Source organism: Mesorhizobium album (genome assembly GCF_033977205.1).
In the GTDB taxonomy this organism is placed as follows: Bacteria; Pseudomonadota; Alphaproteobacteria; order Rhizobiales; family Rhizobiaceae; genus Mesorhizobium; species Mesorhizobium album.
Map to the genome: position 1 here is coordinate 73887 of NZ_JAVIIW010000014.1, position 19465 is coordinate 93351.

Annotated in this window: 20 protein-coding genes; 15 read left to right on the top strand and 5 right to left on the bottom strand. The window is 63.9% G+C overall.

Annotated elements, in window-relative coordinates; translation table 11 throughout:
- The first annotated feature begins 117 nt into the window (after nucleotides 1–117).
- The 13 genes from RFN28_RS14130 (at nucleotide 118) to RFN28_RS14190 (ending at nucleotide 12426) form a co-directional block, all read left to right on the top strand.
- Complete coding sequence (locus tag RFN28_RS14130; RefSeq protein WP_320287946.1) at nucleotides 118–1311, top strand: MFS transporter; 1194 nt, start codon at nucleotides 118–120, stop codon at nucleotides 1309–1311.
- A gap of 95 nt (nucleotides 1312–1406) precedes the next feature.
- Complete coding sequence (locus tag RFN28_RS14135; protein WP_320287947.1) at nucleotides 1407–2132, top strand: GntR family transcriptional regulator; 726 nt, start codon at nucleotides 1407–1409, stop codon at nucleotides 2130–2132.
- A gap of 2 nt (nucleotides 2133–2134) precedes the next feature.
- Nucleotides 2135–3169: an ADP-ribosylglycohydrolase family protein gene (locus tag RFN28_RS14140; RefSeq protein ID WP_320287948.1), complete on the top strand. Its 1035-nt coding sequence runs from the start codon at nucleotides 2135–2137 to the stop codon at nucleotides 3167–3169.
- Nucleotides 3166–4140 (top strand): PfkB family carbohydrate kinase, encoded by a 975-nt coding sequence (locus tag RFN28_RS14145; protein WP_320287949.1) that lies wholly within the window; start codon nucleotides 3166–3168, stop codon nucleotides 4138–4140. Before RFN28_RS14140 ends, RFN28_RS14145 begins: the two co-directional genes overlap by 4 nt.
- A 40-nt stretch (nucleotides 4141–4180) precedes the next feature.
- The gene (locus RFN28_RS14150; RefSeq protein ID WP_320287950.1) at nucleotides 4181–5245 is read left to right on the top strand and encodes an ABC transporter substrate-binding protein; all 1065 of its coding nucleotides are present in this window, start codon (nucleotides 4181–4183) and stop codon (nucleotides 5243–5245) included.
- 27 nt (nucleotides 5246–5272) lie between these two features.
- Nucleotides 5273–6142, top strand: coding sequence for an ABC transporter permease (locus RFN28_RS14155; RefSeq protein ID WP_320287951.1), 870 nt, complete (start codon nucleotides 5273–5275; stop codon nucleotides 6140–6142).
- The gene (locus RFN28_RS14160; protein WP_320287952.1) at nucleotides 6143–6931 is read left to right on the top strand and encodes an ABC transporter permease; all 789 of its coding nucleotides are present in this window, start codon (nucleotides 6143–6145) and stop codon (nucleotides 6929–6931) included.
- The gene (locus RFN28_RS14165; RefSeq protein WP_320287953.1) at nucleotides 6931–7998 is read left to right on the top strand and encodes an ABC transporter ATP-binding protein; all 1068 of its coding nucleotides are present in this window, start codon (nucleotides 6931–6933) and stop codon (nucleotides 7996–7998) included. The genes RFN28_RS14160 and RFN28_RS14165 overlap by 1 nt, the downstream gene beginning before the upstream one ends.
- Before the next feature lie 83 nt (nucleotides 7999–8081).
- On the top strand, nucleotides 8082–9170 hold the full coding sequence (locus RFN28_RS14170) for a Gfo/Idh/MocA family protein (protein ID WP_320287954.1): 1089 nt from the start codon (nucleotides 8082–8084) through the stop codon (nucleotides 9168–9170).
- Nucleotides 9171–9221: 51 nt separating this feature from the next.
- Nucleotides 9222–10136 carry a sugar phosphate isomerase/epimerase family protein gene (locus RFN28_RS14175; protein WP_320287955.1) on the top strand — a complete coding sequence of 305 codons (915 nt, stop codon included), beginning with the start codon at nucleotides 9222–9224 and terminating at the stop codon, nucleotides 10134–10136.
- Between the two features lie 13 nt (nucleotides 10137–10149).
- The gene (locus RFN28_RS14180) at nucleotides 10150–11241 is read left to right on the top strand and encodes a fatty acid desaturase family protein (RefSeq protein WP_320287956.1); all 1092 of its coding nucleotides are present in this window, start codon (nucleotides 10150–10152) and stop codon (nucleotides 11239–11241) included.
- Nucleotides 11242–11289: 48 nt separating this feature from the next.
- Nucleotides 11290–11598 carry a MocE family 2Fe-2S type ferredoxin gene (locus tag RFN28_RS14185; protein WP_320287957.1) on the top strand — a complete coding sequence of 103 codons (309 nt, stop codon included), beginning with the start codon at nucleotides 11290–11292 and terminating at the stop codon, nucleotides 11596–11598.
- Between the two features lie 33 nt (nucleotides 11599–11631).
- A complete protein-coding gene (locus RFN28_RS14190) occupies nucleotides 11632–12426 on the top strand; it encodes a 3-methyl-2-oxobutanoate hydroxymethyltransferase (RefSeq protein WP_320287958.1) in 795 nt (264 codons plus the stop codon).
- A 126-nt stretch (nucleotides 12427–12552) separates the two neighbouring features.
- On the opposite strand, the gene RFN28_RS14195 is transcribed toward RFN28_RS14190, so the two are convergent.
- From RFN28_RS14195 to RFN28_RS14205, 3 genes are all read right to left on the bottom strand, one after another.
- Nucleotides 12553–13542: a glycosyltransferase family 8 protein gene (locus RFN28_RS14195; RefSeq protein WP_320287959.1), complete on the bottom strand. Its 990-nt coding sequence runs from the start codon at nucleotides 13540–13542 to the stop codon at nucleotides 12553–12555.
- A gap of 198 nt (nucleotides 13543–13740) precedes the next feature.
- Complete coding sequence (locus tag RFN28_RS14200; protein ID WP_320287960.1) at nucleotides 13741–15246, bottom strand: HAL/PAL/TAL family ammonia-lyase; 1506 nt, start codon at nucleotides 15244–15246, stop codon at nucleotides 13741–13743.
- Nucleotides 15243–16244, bottom strand: a complete 1002-nt coding sequence (locus RFN28_RS14205) for an ornithine cyclodeaminase family protein (protein ID WP_320287961.1) — start codon at nucleotides 16242–16244, stop codon at nucleotides 15243–15245. The genes RFN28_RS14200 and RFN28_RS14205 overlap by 4 nt, the downstream gene beginning before the upstream one ends.
- Nucleotides 16245–16304: 60 nt before the next feature.
- Between RFN28_RS14205 and RFN28_RS14210 the strand changes: the two genes are divergently transcribed.
- A complete protein-coding gene (locus tag RFN28_RS14210; protein ID WP_320287962.1) occupies nucleotides 16305–16610 on the top strand; it encodes a hypothetical protein in 306 nt (101 codons plus the stop codon).
- 62 nt (nucleotides 16611–16672) lie between these two features.
- On the top strand, nucleotides 16673–17080 hold the full coding sequence (locus RFN28_RS14215; RefSeq protein WP_320287963.1) for a carboxymuconolactone decarboxylase family protein: 408 nt from the start codon (nucleotides 16673–16675) through the stop codon (nucleotides 17078–17080).
- A 207-nt stretch (nucleotides 17081–17287) separates the two neighbouring features.
- Here RFN28_RS14215 and RFN28_RS14220 read toward each other — a convergent pair whose 3' ends face one another.
- Together RFN28_RS14220 and RFN28_RS14225 are read right to left on the bottom strand one after the other, a co-directional pair.
- Nucleotides 17288–18175 (bottom strand): amidohydrolase family protein, encoded by an 888-nt coding sequence (locus RFN28_RS14220; RefSeq protein ID WP_320288001.1) that lies wholly within the window; start codon nucleotides 18173–18175, stop codon nucleotides 17288–17290.
- Nucleotides 18175–19311, bottom strand: a complete 1137-nt coding sequence (locus RFN28_RS14225; RefSeq protein WP_320287964.1) for a vWA domain-containing protein — start codon at nucleotides 19309–19311, stop codon at nucleotides 18175–18177. Before RFN28_RS14225 ends, RFN28_RS14220 begins: the two co-directional genes overlap by 1 nt.
- Between the last annotated feature and the right edge of the window lie 154 nt (nucleotides 19312–19465).

A 19465-nucleotide genomic window follows, 5' to 3' on the forward strand; every position in this document is an offset into this window, starting at 1 on the left:
ATACCGCTCGCTGGCACGTTTGAGTCTCCTCCAGCATGATATCTTCATCCCACTGTGCGCCTGGCTGCAAAAGCCATGCCGTTGATGCTGGAAGCAAACCGTTGAGAGACCAGACCGGTGGAGCGGATACATCCGGCGATTTTTCTCTTTGCCACCCGCGCCCTGCGGGATTTCGGCGACGGTTTCGTGGCCATACTGTTGCCGGTCTACCTGCTTGCCCTCGGATTCACCCCTCTGCAGGTTGGTGTTATCGCCACGGCATCGCTGCTTGGTTTCGCGCTGCTGACCATAGGAGTCGGATTCCTCGGCGCCAGACACGATCATCGTCAACTCCTGCTGGCTGGCGCTGGTTTGATGATTGCTACTGGCGTGGCCTTCGCCGTTGTCCATGAGTACGCTTTGCTGTTGGTCGTCGCGCTCGCCGGCACGATCAATCCCTCGGCCGGCAGTGTCAGTGTGTTCGTGCCGCTGGAGCACGCCGTGCTCACGCGCGAGGTCACGGAGCGTGAGCGTACCAGGATGTTCTCGCGCTACAGTCTCGTGGGCGCGTTCGCAGCCGCCGCGGGCGGACTCGCTGCGGGGATACCTGACCTTCTGGCGCCGGTTGGCCTAGACCGGCTTGCCGGCATCAAGGCCATGTTCGTCCTTTACGCGCTTCTCGGTCTGCTCGGTGGTTCGCTCTACGCTTGCATCCCGCGCCGCTCCGCACCGGCTGCCGGCGCAGCCGCCGCGCTCGGCCCCTCGCGCTACGTTGTCTTCAAGCTTGCGGCCCTGTTCAGTCTCGATGCCTTCGCGGGAGGCTTCGTCGTCCAATCGCTGCTCGCCCTTTGGCTTTTCGAGCAATTCAACCTCTCGCTTTCGCAGGCAGGTGTTTTCTTCTTCTGGTCGGGCGTGCTGTCGGCTCTCTCGTTTCCTGTGGCCGCCCGACTGTCGCGGCGCATCGGCCTGATCAACACGATGGTATTCACGCACATTCCGTCCAGCATCGCTCTGATGTTGGCGGCGCTGGCACCAACGCTCCCATTGGTGATTGTCCTCCTGTTGATCCGGGCCGCTCTGTCGCAGATGGATGTGCCGACCCGCTCGTCCTACGTAATGGCCGTTGTCACGGAGGCGGAGCGGGCAGCCGCCGCGAGCTTCACGTCGGTGCCGCGCAGTCTGGCCGCCTCGGCCAGCCCTGTGCTTGCGGGCGCTCTCTTTGCTGCTTCGTTCCGAGCATGGCCGCTGCTCATCTGCGGGGCGCTGAAGATCGTCTACGATTTGCTGCTGCTGATGCAGTTCCGGGAGTTGAAGCCGCCGGAAGAACGCTGATGAAGATTGCCGTCTCGCGGATTTTTCGCGATTGACGTCGCCCTTCAAATCCAATATTGAACAGGATTATACAGGTTCATTGAACAGGTATCGATATGGCCCGTCGCGCGACGCAACTCACCCCCGGCACGGGCAAGCCCGAGCAGATCGCGACGGTTCTGGAACACGAGATCCGCTCCGGCGTGCTCGGCTTCGGCGATCGCCTGCAGAGCGAGAACGAGCTTGTCCAGCGCTTCTCCGTCAGCCGCAATACCGTCCGCAAAGGGCTGGAAGAACTTTCAAACCGCGGATTGATCACTACCAAGGTCGGCATCGGCTCCTTCGTCACTTTCGACGGCATGCCGGTCGACGACGCCATCGGCTGGTCGCGCGCGCTCGCCAACGCAGGCGCCAATGCCGAGACCCGGACGTTGCGGCTCGAGATCATCGAGGACGCCGAGCTCGCGGCAAGGCTCTGTGTCGAGAACCCTTCCTTCATCGCGGTCGATCGTGTGCGCAGCAATGCCGATGACGGCCATGCCATCTCGATCGAGCGCAGCCGCCTGCCGTTGTCACCGGAGCTGGAGGAGGTGCCGCTGCGCGGTCTGCGCGAAGGCTCGCTGCACCAGACGCTGCGCGGGGCAGGGCTCATTCCCGACCATGGCGAGGAATGGGTCGACATCGAGATGCTGAGCGCCGCCGACGCCGCCATCCTCGACTGCGCGCCAGGCACGCCGTTCCTGCGCACGCGGCGGCTGACGCGCGCCGCCGACGGCCGCGCCATCGAATTCGTCACAAGCCTGCTCAATCCGGCGCATTTCGCGCTGCATCTGGAGTTCTGAGCATGGCGGATGCAGCCGGAACGATGGACCGGGCAATGGGCGCGCTGATCGGCGGGGCGCTTGGCGATGCGCTGGGCATGCCGACGCAGCTTCTGTCGCCGGCCCGCATCGCCGAACTCTACGGCCATGTCGAGGATTTCGTCGCGCCCGTCGCCGACCATCCGGTGTCGAAGGGGCTGCCGGCCGGCGCCATTACCGACGACACCGAGCAGGCGCTGCTGCTCGGCCGCATCCTGGTCAGCTCCGGCGATCGCTTCGACCATGCGCGCTGGGTCAACGCGCTGCTCGACTGGGAGCGCGACGTCAAGGCGCGCGGCAGCTACGACCTGCTCGGGCCCTCGACCAAACGCGCCATCGACGCGATCAATGAGGGCGTGCCGGCGGAAGAGGCGGGACGCAGCGGCGACACCAATGGTGCGGCCATGCGCATTGCGCCGGTCGGCATCATGATGCCGCCGGAGCCGCTTGAGGCGCTAGTTGCCAAGGTGGCGGAAACCTGCCGCGCCACCCACAACACTTCGATCGCCATTGCATCCGCCGCTGCCGTCGCCGCAGCCGTCAGCAGCGGCCTTGCCTGCGGCGACTGGCGCGCGGCATCCGAACGTGCGGTGGCGGCGCCAGTACTGGGAGCAACGCTCGGAAATTGGGTGACCGGCGGCGACATCGCCGCGCGGATCGCCCTGGCGCAGCAGCTTGTGCGCGGCAAGTCGGAGAAAGAAGCGACCCGGTTGATCGTCGACCTGATCGGCACCGGTGTCGCCAGCCAGGAATCGGTTCCGGCGGCGTTCGCCGTGCTGGAGGTGGCGCAAGGCGATGCGTGGCGGGCAGCCGTCATCAGCGCCAACCTCGGCGGCGACACCGACACGATCGGAGCCATTGCCGCCGGCATGGCGGGCGCCTGTGCCGGCCTGTCTCGCCTGCCGCAGGATCGCGTCGCAAGGCTGAAAGGCATCGACCTCGCGGAGGTCCGCGCTCTGGCCAACGATCTCGTTTCGGCGAGGGTCGCGCGCAGTTCCGGCAAGGAGGCTGCGGCATGAGCCGGCGTCTCGTCCATATCGGCAGCGCCGTGGTCGATTATGTCTATCGCATCGATGCCTTGCCGGCGCCGGGCACCGAAAAGACCGCGTCGAGCTACGCGCGTGTCCCCGGCGGTGGCTTCAACATGATGGTCGCGGCGAGCCGCACCGGCATGAAGGTTGTGTTCGGCGGCCAGTTGGGAACAGGTCCCGATGGCGATTTCCTGCGCGCGGCCTTTGCCGCCGAAGGTATCGAGACGCTGACGCAGCCGTCGCCCTCGATGGATAGCGGCAATTGCGTTGCCATGATCAGCGGCGACGCCGAACGGACATTCGTCTCATGGCCGGGCGCCGAAAGCGTGATCACGCTGGATATGATGAGGCCCGTCAAGGTTTCGCCGGGGGATCGGGTTTTCACGTCGGGCTATACGCTGAGCTATCCCGGCAGCCGCGATGCGCTCGCCGACTGGATCGAGGCGCTGCCGGCGGACATTCCATTCGTCTTCGATCCGACGCCGGTCATCGCGGAGATACCGCGGCCGATCCTGGACAGGGTGCTCGCGCGCACGACCTGGCTGAGCTGCAACACCAACGAGGCCGTCGAAATCGCCGGCGCCGGCGACGCCCAGACCGTTGCGGTCCGGTTGCTTTCCGAGCACTGCCTCAAGGCTGAAGGCGTCGTCATCCGGGCCGGGGCGCATGGCTGTCTGGTTTGCCTGGCCGACGGCGGCACGCGGGCGATCCCCGGTTTCGCGGTCCACGCCGTCGATACCAACGGCGCCGGCGACACGCATATCGGAGCCTTTGTCAGCGCGCTGTCGCGCGGCCTGTCGCCGTGGGAAGCGGCCCGCTTTGCCAATGCGGCGGCGGCACTGTCGGTCACCCGCCACGGCGGGTCGTCGGCGCCGACCGGTCACGAAATCCAGGAATTCCTTGCCCTTCGCGATCGAGCGGTGACCGCGCAGGGCAAGGAGCAAGAGGCCACAACTTAACAAGCCCGCAAACCGGGCAAACAATGAGAGGAAAGAAAACATGCGCATGCCCAGACTGACCGCTTTTCTGACGGCGACAGCTGTCGTCGTTTCAGCATTCACGCTCTCCGCCCAGGCCGCCGAGGAAGTGCATGTGCTCAACTGGAAGGGCTACGGCGCCGACGAGCCCTGGGCTGTCGCCAATTTCGAGAAGGCGACCGGCTTCAAGGTGGTCAATGACTTCTTCAATTCCGAACAGGAGATGCTGACGAAGCTGAGGACCAATCCCGGCCTCTACGACGTCGTCATGATCAACGCCGCCTTCAACGACCAGGCGATGGCCGGCAAGCTGATCCAGCCGATCGATGTCTCGAAGCTCTCCAACTATGCCGACATCGCCAAGGACAAGGCCGGCTCGCCGATGCTGAACCATGAGGGTAAGGTGTACGGCGTGCCGTGGGTCTGGGGCCTGACCGCTTTAGCCATCAACGAAAAGTCCTTCGACAAGCCGCCGACGAGCATCGCCGAGATGTGGGATCCCGCGCACAAGGGTCGCGTCGTCATCCGCGACGATGCCGTCGAGGCGGTCCAGTTCGGAGCGATCGCCACCGGGCAGAACATCAACGACATCAAGGATATGGAAGCGGTCAAGACGAAGCTCACCTCGCTGATGCGGCAGATCAAGACCTTCTGGAGCTCGGAAAACGACTGGAACCAGATGGTCGCCTCCAACCAGATCGACATCGGCACCTATTGGAGCGGTTCGGCCGATCGCGCCAAGACGCATTTCAAGCTGCCGGTCTCGCTGGTGATCCCGCAGGAGGGCGCCGTCGCCTGGCTCGACGCCTTCTCGATCCCGGCCGGCTCGAAGAACGTCGCCGGCGCCGAGGCCTTCATCAACTACATGATCGACCCGAAATTCTATGTCGAATGGGTCACCAAGGTCGGCGCGCCGGTTTCGGCCAACACCAAGGCGGTCGAGGCGCTTCCCGAGGATGCCTTCAACCGCAAAATCATGGGCAGCCCGGAGGTCGCCAAGCGCATCCAGTTCCAGGCGCCGGTCACCGATGAGCAGCGCGAAAAATACCTGGCGCTCTGGCAGGAGCTGAAGGTCAACGTGAAGTAGTTGGCGTCTTCGGGGAGGAGAGGCATGATGGCTGATCAGCTCGCGACCGGTTCGCGCCGCGGACTGAAGCCTGCCCTGCCGCTTCTTCTTCCCGCCTATCTGTGGCTGACGGTGGCGATCTTTCTGCCGCTGTCGGCCATGGTGTTCTTCTCCTTCATGACCGACCTGCCGCTGGCCGGGAAGGAATGGGCATTCACGCTCGGCAACTACGCAGCCTTTTTCTCGCAAAGTCTCTACTCGACACTCCTGCTTGCCTCGTTGCGGCTTGGGCTCGAGGTCACGCTGTGGTGCGTTGTGATCGGCTATCCGGCGGCCTATGTGCTGGCCAAGGTGCTCAAGGGCCGTAGCCGCGAGGCGATCTTCCTGCTCGTCATTCTGCCGTTCTGGTCCAACGGGCTGGTGCGCATCTTTTCCTGGGCGATGGTGCTGCGCGAGGGCGGCATTCTCGACACGGCGCTCAACGCCGTGCTGCCCTTCAAGATCAACATCGACCTGATGTATTCCTATCCGGCCGTCATCATCGGCCTCGTGCACTCCTATGTGCCCTACATGGTGCTGACCTGCTATCTCACGCTGCAGGCCATCGACGACTCGCTGATCGAGGCCGGGCGCTCGCTCGGCGCCTCGCGGCTGCAGGTGCTCAAGCGGGTGATCATTCCGCTGTCGATGCCTGGTCTGATCGCGGGAGCGGCGCTGATCTTCGTGCCGGTCGTCGGCTCCTTCATGGAGCCGCGCATCCTCGGCGGGCGCACCGGCACCTTCTACGGGACAATCATCGAGGACCAGTTCGTCGCCGTCTTCAACTGGCCGCTGGGTGCCGCACTCTCGTTCATCCTGCTTGCCGTGGTGCTGATCATCCTGGCTTTAGCCGCGCCGGTTCTACGGAGGGCCGCCTGAATGGCGACGACGCGCATCCTCGAATGGCTCGGGCGCCTCTACATCTTAATGCTGCTCGCCTTCCTCTACCTGCCGATCATCATCATGGCGCTGATGTCGTTCAACGCCTCGCCTTTCTACCAGCTGCCGTTCGAGTGGACGACGGACTGGTACGCCTCGCTCTGGCAGAACGACCAGCTGATCGCGGCGACCTGGAACAGCATCGAGATCGCGGTCATCACCACCATCATCTCGACGGTGCTGGGCTCTATGGCGTCGCTGGCGCTCTATCGCTATGAGTTCCGCGGCAAGAAGTTCCTGCAGGCACTGCTCTTCCCCCCGATCGCCATTCCCTGGCTGATCACCGGCACGGCGATGCTGATCTTCTTCTTCGGCATCGGCATCGGGCGTGGGCTCCTCGCCATCCTGCTCGGCCATGTCGCGCTGGCGCTGCCCTATGTCATCGTCGTCGTGTCCGCGCGGCTGCAGACCTTCGCGCCGGAACTGGAGGAGGCGGCGCGCTCGCTCGGCGCCAACCAGTGGCAGGTGACGAACCGGGTGACACTCCCCTGGATCATGCCCGGGGTGATCGCCGGCGGGCTGTTCGCCTTCGCCGTTTCGTTCGATCAGTTCGTGGTCTCGTACTTCCTGTCGACGCCCGGCCAGACGACGCTGCCGGTCGAGATCTACGCCGCGATCCGCAAGGGCTTCACGCCTGAGATCAACGCGGTCTCAACGATCATCATTGTCGTGTCGATGGCTCTGATGCTGCTCACGGCGCGCTTCTTCAAATTCGGCGGAGAGAAATAATGGCCGGCGTCCAGGTAGCGAACGTCTCCCGCAGCTTCGGCGCGCACAAGGCGCTCGACGACGTCTCGATCGATTTTCCGGATGGCGGCTTCTACGCGCTGCTCGGGCCCTCAGGCAGCGGCAAGACCACGCTGCTGCGCCAGATCGCGGGCTTCGACTTTCCCGACGCCGGCCGCATCGCCATCGGCGGAGAAAGCGTCGAGCGTGTGCCGGTCGAGAAGCGCCGCATCGGCATGGTGTTCCAGAACTATGCGCTGTTTCCCAACATGAGCGTCGCCGACAATGTCGCCTTTGGCCTTTCGGTGCGCGGCGAACCCAAGGCCATGATTGCGGCCGAGGTGCAGCGCGCGCTCGACCTCGTCCAACTCGGCAAGCTCGGCGGCCGCCGGCCGCACCAGCTTTCCGGCGGGCAGCGCCAGCGCGTGGCGCTGGCGCGGGCCATCGTCACCAAGCCGCGCGTGCTTTTGCTCGACGAGCCGCTCGGCGCGCTCGACAAGGCGCTGCGCGTCGACATGCAGATCGAGTTGAAACGCATCCAGCGCGAGATCGGCATCACCACCATCTTCGTCACCCACGACCAGGAAGAGGCGCTGACGATGAGCGACCGCATCGGCATATTGCGCGACGGTCGGCTGGTGCAGGAGGGACCGCCGGAGGAGATCTACGACAGGCCGCAAAGCGAGTTCGCCGCGACGTTCCTCGGCGACGCCAACATCTTTCGCGGCGATGCGACAGGCTCCGGGATCAAGCTGCCCGACGGCACAACGATCGCGGCTTCGACAGGCGCATCGGTGCCGGCCGGCGCCAAGGCGAGCTGCGCGGTCCGGCCCGAGCGCATCCGGATCTCGACCGGCGCGGCAAAGCCCGATTCAGCCAATGCCAACACGCTCACTGGGCAGGTCTCAAAGCGCATCTTTGCCGGCAACAACAGCACATATTTCGTTGACCGCGAAGGTCAGACGCTGAAGGTGATCGTCCAGAACACCGGCGCCGAGAGGCTGGCGGAAGGTCAACCCGTTGTGCTCTGCTGGTCGCCGGACAGCACGGTGCTGATCGCGGTCGCCTGATGTCGCTGATGGGAAATGATGGCGCGGGCCTTGGCTGAGGCCCGGAGCATCGCGTTATATCCAGTCCTCGACGGGAGGAATGGATGGCGAGTACGGGTTTCGAGCCGGACGTAAAGGTCCGGGTCAAGGACTGCCGGATCGGCTGCATCGGCGCCGGCATGATCATGGCCGAATGCCATCTTGCCGCCTATCACGAGGCCGCCTTTCCGGTGGTGGCGATCGCTTCACGCACCAAGGCGAATGCCGCGAAGGTGGCGGATCGCTGGCATATCCCGACTGTCCACGACACGCCAGAGCGATTGATCGAGGACGATCGCATCGAGATCGTCGACCTTGCCTTTCCTCCCGACCAGCAGCCGGCGCTGATCCGCCTCGCGCTGAAGCAGCCGCACATCAAGGCGATCCTGGCGCAGAAGCCGCTGGCGCTTTCGGTCGAGGAAGCGGTCAGCCTGCGCGACGAGGCGGCCGCCTCCGGCAAGATCCTCTCGGTCAACCAGAACATGCGCTACGACCAGTCGATGCGCGTGTTGAAGCAGATCATCGACAGCGGCGCGCTTGGCGAGATCGTCTTTGCCGAGATCGACATGCATGCGATCCCGCACTGGCAGACATTCCTGGCCGATTACGACCGGCTGACGCTCGCCAATATGAGCGTGCATCATCTCGACGTGCTGCGCTTCCTGTTCGGCGATCCGGACGAGATCACCACGCTGACGCGCAAGGACCCGCGCACGAAATTCGATCATTCCGACGGCATCACCGTGTCGACGTTGCGCTTTCCTTCCGGCGTGCTAGCGGTATCGCTGGAGGATGTCTGGTCCGGTCCACGCCAGGAGGGCTACGAGGACGACCAGCACATCAATTGGCGCGTCGATGGCACCAAGGGTGTTGCCAAGGGCACGATCGGCTGGCCGAAGGGCGTTGCCTCGACGCTGACCTACGCCTCGACCGAGACGACGGGCGGGAAATGGGTCAGCCCAAGCTGGGAGACGATGTGGTTTCCACATGCCTTCATCGGCGTCATGGAACAGCTCCAGTACGCGCTGAAGACCGGCACGCCGCCAGCGCTGTCCGTTGCCGACAACGTCAAAACCATGGCGCTGGTCGAGGCCGGTTACCGGTCGATGGCCCTGGGCCGTACTGTCAAGTTGTCCGAAATCCGCGCCGACTGAAGCAGCCGAAAGACGCGGCGACTGAATCGCTTTCCCGGAGGGCTTCACCTCATGATGCAGGCAGGTATCTTCACAGGCTATTTCCCCTACGAGTTGGAGGAATCGGCAAGGCGCATCCGCGCGCTCGGCTTCAACACCGTGCAGCTCGACCTGCATTTCAAGGACATCGACCTGTCGGCCAGGCAGATAACGAAGGACAAGGCGAGGAAGGTGCGCGACACGTTCCGCGACCACAATCTGCCGGTCTGCTGCGTGTCCGGCTACACCAATATCATCCATCCGGATAGAGCCGAGCGGGACAGGCGGCTTGCCTATCTCAAGGAGATCATCCGCAACGCCCGCCATTTCGGCAGCCCTTACGTGATCTCGGAGACCGGCACCTACAACACCGAGTCCGACTGGGTGCACCACCCCAAGAACAAGACCGAGGAAGGCTTCGAGGAATGCCGCAAAGTGATCTCGGACCTCGCCCAGACGGCTTACGACCACGGCGCGGTGTTCCTGCTCGAGACCTATGTCAACAATGTCGTCGGTTCGGTCGAGGAGACGGTGAAAATGTTCGCGCAGGTCGACCATCCCGGACTTGGCCTGCTGATGGACCCGACCAATTATTTCGAGGCGCACAACATCGACCGCATGGATGAGGTGCTGAACCAGGTGTTCGACACGCTGACCGACAAGATCAAAATCGCGCATGCCAAGGACGTGAAGCGTTCGGGCAGCGACAAGACGGAAAAGCATGCCGATATCGGCGACGCGGAGGCGCATGAGGGGTTGACCTTCCGCGGCGTCGGCGAGATCGAGTTGCCGGCGCCGGGGCTCGGCGCGCTGAACTACGACCTCTACCTCAAGCGGCTTAGCGAGAAGCATCCGAACATCCCAGTGATCATCGAGCATCTCACCGAGGACGACGTGCCACGCGCCAAGATATTCCTCGACGGGAAATTTCGCGCGAACGGGCTTTGATCGGGGAGGGACGATGACGACGGCCTCCGGCACCAAGCGCGACTATAGCCTTGTCGGCGAAAGCACTCGGCTTGCGATCGAGACGGGGCTTGCCTCGGCCGAGTGGTATCACACCGATGTGCCGCGCAAGACCATGAAGGAGCTGATGCAGCGCTCCGACGGGCCGGCGATCCGCGACACCATTATCTGGATCGCGGCGATCCTGGGCTCGGCGGCCGGCATCTTCTGGTTCTGGGGCACGTGGTGGGTCGTGCCGTTCCTGTTCGTCTATGGCGTGCTCTACGGCTCGTCGAGCGACTCGCGCTGGCACGAATGCGGTCATGGCACGGCGTTTCGCACGCGCTGGATGAACGACGTGGTCTACCACATCGCCAGCTTCATGCTGGTGCGCAATCCCGTGCAATGGCGCTGGAGCCATGCACGCCACCACACCGACACCATCATCGTCGGCCGCGACGCCGAGATCGCCGTGATGCGGCCGCCGGACCTCTTGAAGGCGGCGCTCGCCTTCGCCGGCATTCTCGACTTTCGCTATTCACTGCCGACGCAGGTGCGCCAGGCCTTCGGTAAGCTGTCGGACGACGAGAAGAGCTATATCCCGGAGACGGAGCAGCATAAGGCGGTGATCGCGGCCCGCTGGCACATGGTCGTCTATGCCGCGACGATCGCTATCGCGATCGCGATCAGGTCATGGATACCACTGGTGCTGATCGGCCTTCCGCGTCTCTACGGCACCTGGCACATGGTGATGACCGGCCTGCTGCAGCATATTGGTCTGGCCGACAACGTCACCGACCACCGGCTCAACTCGCGCACCGTCTACATGAACCCGATCAGCCGGTTCATCTACTGGAACATGAACTATCATGTGGAGCATCACATGTTCCCGATGGTGCCCTACCACGCGCTGCCGAAGCTGCATGAGCTGATCAAGCACGACCTGCCGGCGCCGAACCCGTCGATGTGGCATGCTTATCGTGAGGTCTGGCCGGTGCTGCTCAGGCAGCTGAAATATGAGGACTACTACCTCAAGCGGGAATTACCGCCGACAGCCAAGCCTTATCGCGGCGAGTTCCACCAAGTCGACATGACGGCGGCTGGGTAGGGTCTGCGCGCAAGCGTTGGTCGCGCGAACCAACCAGGAGAAGAGAAGATGTGGGTTGAAGCGTGCGCGGTGGACGATGTGGACGAGGAGGACGTGATCCGCTTCGACCATGGCGGCCGCACCTTCGCGATCTACCGTTCGCCTGACGATCAGTTCTTCGCCACCGATGGCTTCTGCACGCACGAACAAGCGCATCTCGCCGACGGGCTGGTGATGGACGACATCATCGAATGCCCCAAGCACAATGGCCGCTTCAACTACAAGACCGGCCAGGCCAAGGGTGCGCCGGTCTGCGTCAACCTCAAGACCTATCCGGTCAAAGTCGAGGCCGGCAAGGTGATGATCGATATCGGCTGAAAGCCGTCAGCCAAAGCTAACAGGGATGTACCGATGACCCGAAAGAGACCGACCGTTGCCGATCTGCGCGCCATGAAGGGCAAGCGGCAGCTGACCATGCTGCGCGTGCTGACGCTCGAGGAGGCGGAGGCGGCGGAGCGCGCAGGCATCGACATCGTCTCGGTGCCGCCGGAGCTGGTGCTCAATCCGCAGTATCGCGATGCCGCACCCAGCCTCTTCACCATGCCGGGCGAGAATTTCTTCGAGATCGGCACCGCGGACGATTTCGTGCGCTGGGCGTTCCGGCTCTACAAGGCCAGCGCCGACGCCGTCTATTGCAGCGCCGGCTACGCCACCATGGCCGACGACGCTATTCCCGTCATCGGACATGTCGGCCTGATTCCTTCCCGCGCGACCTGGACCGGCGGCTTCAAGGCGGTCGGCAAGACCGCCGACACGGCGATGAAAGTGTTCGAGGCGGTGAAGCAGCTTGAGGCCGCCGGCGCGATCGGCGCCGAGATCGAGGTGGTGCCGGTCGAGGTGGCGAAGGCGATCTCCGAGCGCACTTCGCTGATCATGCTGTCGATGGGCGCGGGCACGGGCTGCGATGCGCAATACTTATTTGCCGAAGATATTCTCGGCACCAATCGCGGTCACATGCCTCGCCATTCAAAAGTCTATCGCAACTTCGCCGCCGAATACGACCGGCTGCAGGCGGAGCGGGTCGCCGCGTTTTCCGAATACCTAGCCGACGTCAACAGCGGCGCCTATCCGGAAGACAGGCACGTCGTGCATATGGACCCGGACGAGTTCGCCCTCTTCATGAAGAAGGTGGATGCAAGAGTCTGAGCGAGGAACTTGCGTTTGATCTGCCCGGTTCGCCGCCGAGCGGCGACGGGCATTCGGGCAGGCCACTGCAGGCCGAACCGGTAAGCTGCCTTGGCAGTCGTCGAGGCGATCGGCCTAGATCGGCAACTATTTCGGTGCCTTGACGACGCCCATCAGGACTTCCGGATAGGTTGCGGCCATCATTCCCTGGTCGGCGTGAGCGGCAAAAATGGCGGTACACCGTTCAGCATTGAATCGGAAACGGCGCCTGTATTTTTCCTTGTTGAGAATGATCCCGGAGAGGCCGTCGAATTTGCGGAACAGTCGCTTGCGCAAACCTCTCGTCCAGAGCGGGCGGCTGAACCGATCGAGCCACGGCGTATCTTTCGCCAGGTTGCGGTAGATCGCCATCGCCACGAGCTCCACACCTTCCGGGCTGGGCCACCACGGCTTTCCAAAGGTGAAATGACGCGCAAAGGCTCTATTGAAGGGTATCTGGCTGGAATAGTTGGTCTGGAGATTCCAGAGCGGATGCATCGTTTGCCACCGTCCGGCAAAAGCGATGTTGAGCGCTCCCTGATCGAGCTTCGGCACGCGCCGCTGCGCCACTTCGCGCGCCCGCTTCAACAGCCCTTCGGCGCGGATCATGGGCATATTCAGCACCAGTATACCGGCGTTGAAATGCGATGAGCCGGGCTCCATCTCGAGAGACTCGCGGCAGGTCGGGTCGAAATAGGTCTGCTCGTCATGGGCCGCCAGGAGCGGGGCATTGAGTTCAACATCGGCCAAGTCGGTGATCGACCGGTTGAAGATCACGTCGGTGTCCACATAGACGAGCCTGTCGTAAGGCTCGAACACCGCCAGCTCGTCGGCAAGCAGGCGGATGTAGGTTGCAACGCTGAGGTGACCGGGATCGAAGTCGAACTCCTTCATGAGATCGGACACATCGACGATCTTGACGGCGGTGCCGAGCAATCGGTCCGCGACCGCCAAGTCCTCGGATCCAGCGCCCATATGAAGGATGAAGCCATCGATCGGCGCGGATACGTCCAGGATGCGTCGCGCGCCCAGAACAGCGTACGGAAAATATTCTGCGTCCGCCGCCAAGACGAAACAGGAACGATGCAAGTTAGCCACCCCTCATATGCCCTGGCCATTCATATATGAACTCATCCTGCAACCCAAGAGGGTGCCGAGAGAACAGCGGGTGCCATCGGCGGCAGAGCCGGGCCATCCGATCCGGGGCGTGGCTAGTTTGGTGGTACGGGTTGGCTTGGTGAGCGGTGATCGCGAGCGGTCGTTAGTGGTCCCGAGCGAGGCGGTTCCCGATCCCGTCTAAACGAGCAGTATTTGGTGCACCGCTGGGCGCCAATACCCATCGGCGAGCACGGCGTGGAGCGCGTCGGCATTGGCTCCGAGCGGTCTGTCTTCCCAGAGTGTCGGCACATGGGCGCGGACGGCCGCGTGGATCGCTCCGGTTGCAGGCGCCAGCGTCAGCCCTTCGCGCAGGTCGACAGCCTGCGCCGCCGCCATCAGTTCCAAGGCGATCAGCCGCCGCCACAGAACGATCATTTCGGCGCATTTCGCGACGGCAAGCGGGGTCTGCGTCGCATGATCCTCGACTCCCTCGGATACGGGCAGGAAGTCGAGCATCACCGGATTGGCCTTGTGGCGGATGCCGGCCAGGATCGCCGTAGCCGTCTTCTGCAGCGGCACGAAGCCGGCGGAAGCGCCGCGCACCGGCGACAGATATTTCGGCAGGCCGTTGCGGCCCGATCCGGTGAGCTGGATGAAGCGGGCGGCAGAGGCCGCCGCGCATTGGGCGATCGCCAGACCCAAAGTCTCGAAGGCCAGCGACAATGACGCAGTGTGGAAGTTACCGGTCGACAGCACCAGCGCATCGTCGGCCAGCACCAGCGGATTGTCGGCGGCAGCGTTGAGCTCGATTTCGACGGCGAGCCGCGCATGGTCGATCGCCTGGATCAGCGCACCATGGATCGAAGGCATGCAGCGGATCGAGAGCGGGTCTTGAATGGTGGTTGGCTCGGGCTCCGCGTCGCGGGCAAGCAGGTCGCGCAGTGCCTTGGCCGCCGCTTGCTGGCAGGCTGCGGGCCGCGCTTGATGCAGGCGCGAGTCGAGGATGGTGCGGTTGGCGCCAAGCGCTTCCATGGTCAGCGCGCTCGCCTGCTGCTGCTGTTCCAGCGCCGACAGTGCGTCAACCAGCGCCAGCGCTCCGGCGCCGGTGGAGACGGCAGAGGCGTTGATCAGCGACAGACCGTCCTTGGGCGCCAGGTTGACCGGCGCGAGGCGGGCCATCGTCAATGCTTTGGCCGATGGCATGCGCCGGCCCTGATAGTCGGCATCGCCTTCGCTGATCAGCGTTTGGGCGATCGCCGTCATCAGCACCAGGTCACCGGCGCCGATCGAGCCGAGCGAGGGCATCACCGGATGGACGCCGGCATTGAGCAGATCGACGAGCGCACTGAAGACATGCGGCGAGAGACCGGAGCCGCCGGCCGCGAGCATGGCTATGCGGGCAAACATGGCGGCGCGCACCTTTTCGATGGGCAACGCATCGCCGACCGCGGCGCCGCGTCCGTCGAGAAGCTGACGCTGGAACGCGCCGGTATCGCCTTCGACTGCCGTGCCGAGATTGGCGCCAAGCCCGGTGTTCAGCCCGTAGATCTGCTGGCCGCCAGCGGCGGCCTCGTCGAGGACCTTGCGCGCCTTGCCCAGTTTTTCGATGACGGCAGGGGTGACTTCAACCTTGTCGGCAAAGCGCGCGACGGCTGCGACATCCTCGATGCTGACGCCGGCGCCGGTGAGGACGAGCGGGCTCATGCGAAGCGCAGCCTCTGGCCGATGCCGTTTTCTCGTGCCTTGGCCAACATCGCCTTGCCGAGCGCAATGTCGGAGAGCGACAGGCCGCGATGCCAGAGCAGGATCGTCTCGCCATCGCTTTGCCGGCCCGCCTTGAGGCCGGCGGCGATCTGGCCGAGCTCGGCGTGCAGCGTCGCCTCGCTCAGCCGCCCGGTCTCGACATGGGCGCGCAGGGAGCCGAACTTGCCGCTCTTGCATTGGCCCCAGTCGTCGACGACGATCTTCTGCATGATGTCAGTGAGCGAAAGCTCCACCGCGCTCATCGTGCCGTAAGGCACCACCAGCGCACCACGCTTGATCCATTCGGTCTTGAGCAATGGCTGCGGCTCCGATAGCCGCGAGGCCTCGACGACGATGTCGGCGCCTTGCACGCAGCTTTTCCAATCGGCCACGGCAATGACCGGCTTGCCGAGATCGGCGGCAAGTCTTGCAGCAAAGGCGTCGCGGCTTTCCGGCCGGCGCGAATGGACGCGGATCTCGTCAAAGTCGAAGAGGTGGTCGAGCAGGCGCACGTTCCAGTAGGCCGTGCCGCGAGCGCCGATATGGCCGAGCACCTTGGATGATTTCCTCGCCAGGTGCTTTGCACCGATCGCGGTGACCGCGCCGGTACGCATGTCTGTGATGACGGTGGCGTCGAGGATGGCGCGCGGCGTTCCGGTGCGCGGATCGAAGAGGTTGAGGATGCCGAATTCGGAAGGCAGGCCGTGCTGGTAATTGTCGACATAGTCGCCGACGATCTTGACGCCGGCGGCGTCGAGCGGCGCCACATAACCGCGCAGCACGTTGAAATGGCCGTGGAATGACGGATCCGGCTCAAGGTGGACGCGCGGCTCGATCACCGTCTGGCCCTTGCCCTGCGCGACGAGCCCGGCCTCGACGGCGGTGATGATCTCGGCATCGGTCATCGCCAGCGCCTCGATATCGAGAGCGTTGAGGTAGTCAATATAGATGGGCTTCATCCCACTTTCCCTCTCCAGCCCAACTCTCCATAACAGGCTGCGAGGCGACACGAAAGTTTGTTGGATAAGGATTGGTTCAGCCTTACGCCGTTCAACCAGCGCGTCATGACCGGCATTCCCGACAACGAAGACTTGTCCTGGCCCACGCCGATGGCGGCGCGCCAGGCACGGCCGGGAATGCGTCAGAGTAATGTGGGTGACGACAGCAAGGATGATCGTGAGCCACACCGATACCGGGAGCCCCAGGAATGTGCCGTCGACGATAAAGCTTCGCTCCTGCCTCGCCCAGGGACGACGCTGAAGGCCCGGCCAACCTCCATGCCTTTGCATCAGCGCTCAATTGCTCAATCATCCAAAAGCAGTTAGCGGCGTTTCTTTCTGATCCGATTCAGCGACCTCTCCCAGCGATTCAACGAAAGGACCACGCCATGGCCACCGCAACACTCCTGAACGATGCCGAGGTGGAGAAGATCCCGGCGGTGAAGGCCGTGTTCGACGACATCCGTGCGACGCGGAAGTCCGACTTCGTCAATAATTTCTGGCGCGGGCTGGCCAATGATCCGGCGTCGCTCAAGCGGGTGTGGGAGCAGCTCAAGGCGGTCATGGTCGCCGACAGCGCTATCGATCCGCTGACCAAGGAAATGATCTATGTCGCCGTCTCGACGGCGAATGGCTGCTCCTACTGCATCCATTCGCACACGGCGGCCGCACGCGCCAAGGGCATGACCGACGCGCAGCACGGCGAGCTGGTGTCGATCATCGGGCTGGCCGGCCAGACCAACCATCTGGTCACGGCCATGCAGATTCCGCTCGATCCGCAGTTCGAGGTGAAGTGAAGCGCCGGCGTTCCCTTTCCCCTTGTGGGAGAAGGTGGCCGAGCGAAGCTCGGTCGGATGAGGGGTGTTGGACGGAGTGCAGCGCTGAGGATCTAAGCGCCTGAAAGCATATGATTCCCAACGACTTATTCCTTCCAGCACCCCTCATCCGTCTCGGCGCTGCGCGCCGATCCACCTTCTCCCACAAGGGGAGAAGGGGAGGCGGCGCTACACCGGCCGATAAACCTTCTCGGCCGTGTTCCAGAAGATGTCCGCCTCGGCCTTGGCGCCGTGCCTGGCGACCGCCGCGCGGTGCGCCTTGATCAGCTCGGCATGGCTGGTCCATAGCTTCTCGATCGGGAAGTTCGAGCCGAACATCAGGCGATCGCTGCCGAGGATTTCGATCACGTTATCGACGATATAGACGATGAGCTCCGGGTCGTTGCGGTGGACGAATGTGCCCAGCCCCGATAGCTTGGCGTAGAAATTGGGCGCCGCCGAGAGCGTGCGCAGGCCGGCTTTCCAGGCCTCGGTCGTTTCCGGCTCCATGCCGGTCAGCATGCCGGCATGGGTGAGGATGAAGTTCGTCTCGGGGTTCTCGCCGACCAGTGTCAGCCCGTCCTTCATCTGCGCCGGGAAGAGCTGCAGGTCGAAGGAGATGCCATATTCCTTCAGCCGCGCCACATTGGCGCGCACCTTGGGATCGATCACCTGGTCGGCCGAGGCGGCGAAGCGGAAGGCAGGCATCTCGTGCCAGTGGAGCTGCATGCGGACGCCGCGAAGCAGCGGATATTTTTTCAGCTGATCGATCTGCGGGCGGACATCGTCGACCGTCATGTCGGCATAGCCGACGATGGCGTGCGGCCAGCCGGTCTCTTCGGCGGTGTTCTGCAGGAAGGCGACTTCCTTCTCGAAGTCCGCCTTCGCCCAGTTGGTCTGCACATAGACGGCCTTCTCGACGCCGGAGCCCTTCTGGTCTTCGAGGAATTCCGCGATCGGGTAGTCGCGGCGGATCGGCTCGTAGGGGCCAAAGATGCGCGGCACCATCGGTCCAACCAGCCAGGGCTGGTCCTGCTGGCGCCAGATGTGGAAATGCGCGTCGATCGCTTTCTGCATCACGATAGCCTTTTCCAGATGGTTTCGGCCGCCGGAGCGGGGCGGGCGAGCGAGAGGATGAAATCGGTCAGACTCTTCACTGAGGAGCCGTCGACCAAATCGTCGAGCAGCGGCAGAATGGCGCGGAGCGCCGCTGTCGCCGGGCGAAAGCGCGGATCGCCGGCGAGCGGTGTCGCCAGCGACAGCCGGAAGGCGCGCGCGCTAAGCCGCCGCATCGCGGTTTCGAGGTCGGAATGGTCGCCCCGCTCCAGCGAGTCCGACAGGATCACCACCGCCGCGCCGCGCGCGAAGGCCGAAAAGCGCGGGACCGACAGGAAGGTAAGAAGCGCCGGCCCCAAGCGGGTGCCGCCGTCCCAGTCGTCGACCAGTGCCGCAGCGCGGGCGAGCGCCTGGTCGCGATCGTGGAGGCGCAGCGCCGAGGTGATGCGGGTGAGGCGCGTGCCGAAGGTGAAGACTTCGGCACGGTCGGCGCCTTGCACCGCCGCGTGCGCCAGCTTCAGGTAATCGGCCGTGTGCAGTTTCATCGAGCCGGAGATATCGATGAGCAAAAGCAGCTTGCGTGGCACGCTCTGGCGGCGGCGGAGCTGTGGCCAGGGGATATCGCCATCGGCGCTGACGATTTCGCTCAGCGAACGCCTGAGATCGAGCGTGCCGCGCGAGCGGGTGCGCGCGGTGCGGAAGGAGCGGCGAGGGGGCAGGGCGGTTGCGAGCTTGCGGCGGAATGAGGCGAGGCCGTCGGCGTCGCGCTGGAAATCGCGGCTGCTCAGTTGCTCGAGCGCCGACGACAATTCGCCGCCTTTCTCCCGGCGGAGGGTCAGGCTTTCCTGCTGATGCGTGCCGCGATCATCCTTGATGTGGGTTTCATCATCCTCTTCGCCTTCGATCGAAGGCTTGGCGTCGCCGTAGAAATAGCCGCGAAAATGCGCTTCGAATTCGCCGCGGCGATCCGGAGGGGGTGCGAGCGTCGCAAGTGCGGCTTCGCGGATATCGTTCATCGAGCGCGGCCCAAGCAGCGTCACTGCCTGCATGAAGCTGGTCACCTGTTCCGGCGCGATGGCGAAGGCGTGACGGCGTAACAGGCGGGCGAAGCCGAGAAACGGCGCGGCGGCACGGGGCAAGCTTTCCCCACGCATCATTCCTTCGCGCCCCCCTCTGTCCTGCCGGACATCTCCCCCTCTAGGGGGGAGATTGGCAGCTTCGACGCTTCGCTCGGTCCTGCAACGTTGGAGATTAGCGAAAGCCGGAATGACAGCTGATCTCCGCCCTTGAGGGGGAGATGTCCGGCAGGAC

Excerpts from the sequence above, each read along its gene's own strand:
- RFN28_RS14155 (WP_320287951.1), top strand. The coding sequence starts at position 5,273 with ATGGCTGATCAGCTCGCGACCGGTTCGCGCCGCGGACTGAAGCCTGCC.
- RFN28_RS14225 (WP_320287964.1), bottom strand. The coding sequence starts at position 19,311 with ATGATGCGTGGGGAAAGCTTGCCCCGTGCCGCCGCGCCGTTTCTCGGC.
- RFN28_RS14185 (WP_320287957.1), top strand. The coding sequence starts at position 11,290 with ATGTGGGTTGAAGCGTGCGCGGTGGACGATGTGGACGAGGAGGACGTG.
- RFN28_RS14205 (WP_320287961.1), bottom strand. The coding sequence starts at position 16,244 with ATGAAGCCCATCTATATTGACTACCTCAACGCTCTCGATATCGAGGCG.
- RFN28_RS14175 (WP_320287955.1), top strand. The coding sequence starts at position 9,222 with ATGATGCAGGCAGGTATCTTCACAGGCTATTTCCCCTACGAGTTGGAG.
- RFN28_RS14160 (WP_320287952.1), top strand. The coding sequence starts at position 6,143 with ATGGCGACGACGCGCATCCTCGAATGGCTCGGGCGCCTCTACATCTTA.
- RFN28_RS14190 (WP_320287958.1), top strand. The coding sequence starts at position 11,632 with ATGACCCGAAAGAGACCGACCGTTGCCGATCTGCGCGCCATGAAGGGC.
- RFN28_RS14165 (WP_320287953.1), top strand. The coding sequence starts at position 6,931 with ATGGCCGGCGTCCAGGTAGCGAACGTCTCCCGCAGCTTCGGCGCGCAC.
- RFN28_RS14220 (WP_320288001.1), bottom strand. The coding sequence starts at position 18,175 with ATGCAGAAAGCGATCGACGCGCATTTCCACATCTGGCGCCAGCAGGAC.
- RFN28_RS14140 (WP_320287948.1), top strand. The coding sequence starts at position 2,135 with ATGGCGGATGCAGCCGGAACGATGGACCGGGCAATGGGCGCGCTGATC.
- RFN28_RS14135 (WP_320287947.1), top strand. The coding sequence starts at position 1,407 with ATGGCCCGTCGCGCGACGCAACTCACCCCCGGCACGGGCAAGCCCGAG.
- RFN28_RS14215 (WP_320287963.1), top strand. The coding sequence starts at position 16,673 with ATGGCCACCGCAACACTCCTGAACGATGCCGAGGTGGAGAAGATCCCG.
- RFN28_RS14145 (WP_320287949.1), top strand. The coding sequence starts at position 3,166 with ATGAGCCGGCGTCTCGTCCATATCGGCAGCGCCGTGGTCGATTATGTC.
- RFN28_RS14170 (WP_320287954.1), top strand. The coding sequence starts at position 8,082 with ATGGCGAGTACGGGTTTCGAGCCGGACGTAAAGGTCCGGGTCAAGGAC.
- RFN28_RS14180 (WP_320287956.1), top strand. The coding sequence starts at position 10,150 with ATGACGACGGCCTCCGGCACCAAGCGCGACTATAGCCTTGTCGGCGAA.
- RFN28_RS14200 (WP_320287960.1), bottom strand. The coding sequence starts at position 15,246 with ATGAGCCCGCTCGTCCTCACCGGCGCCGGCGTCAGCATCGAGGATGTC.
- RFN28_RS14150 (WP_320287950.1), top strand. The coding sequence starts at position 4,181 with ATGCGCATGCCCAGACTGACCGCTTTTCTGACGGCGACAGCTGTCGTC.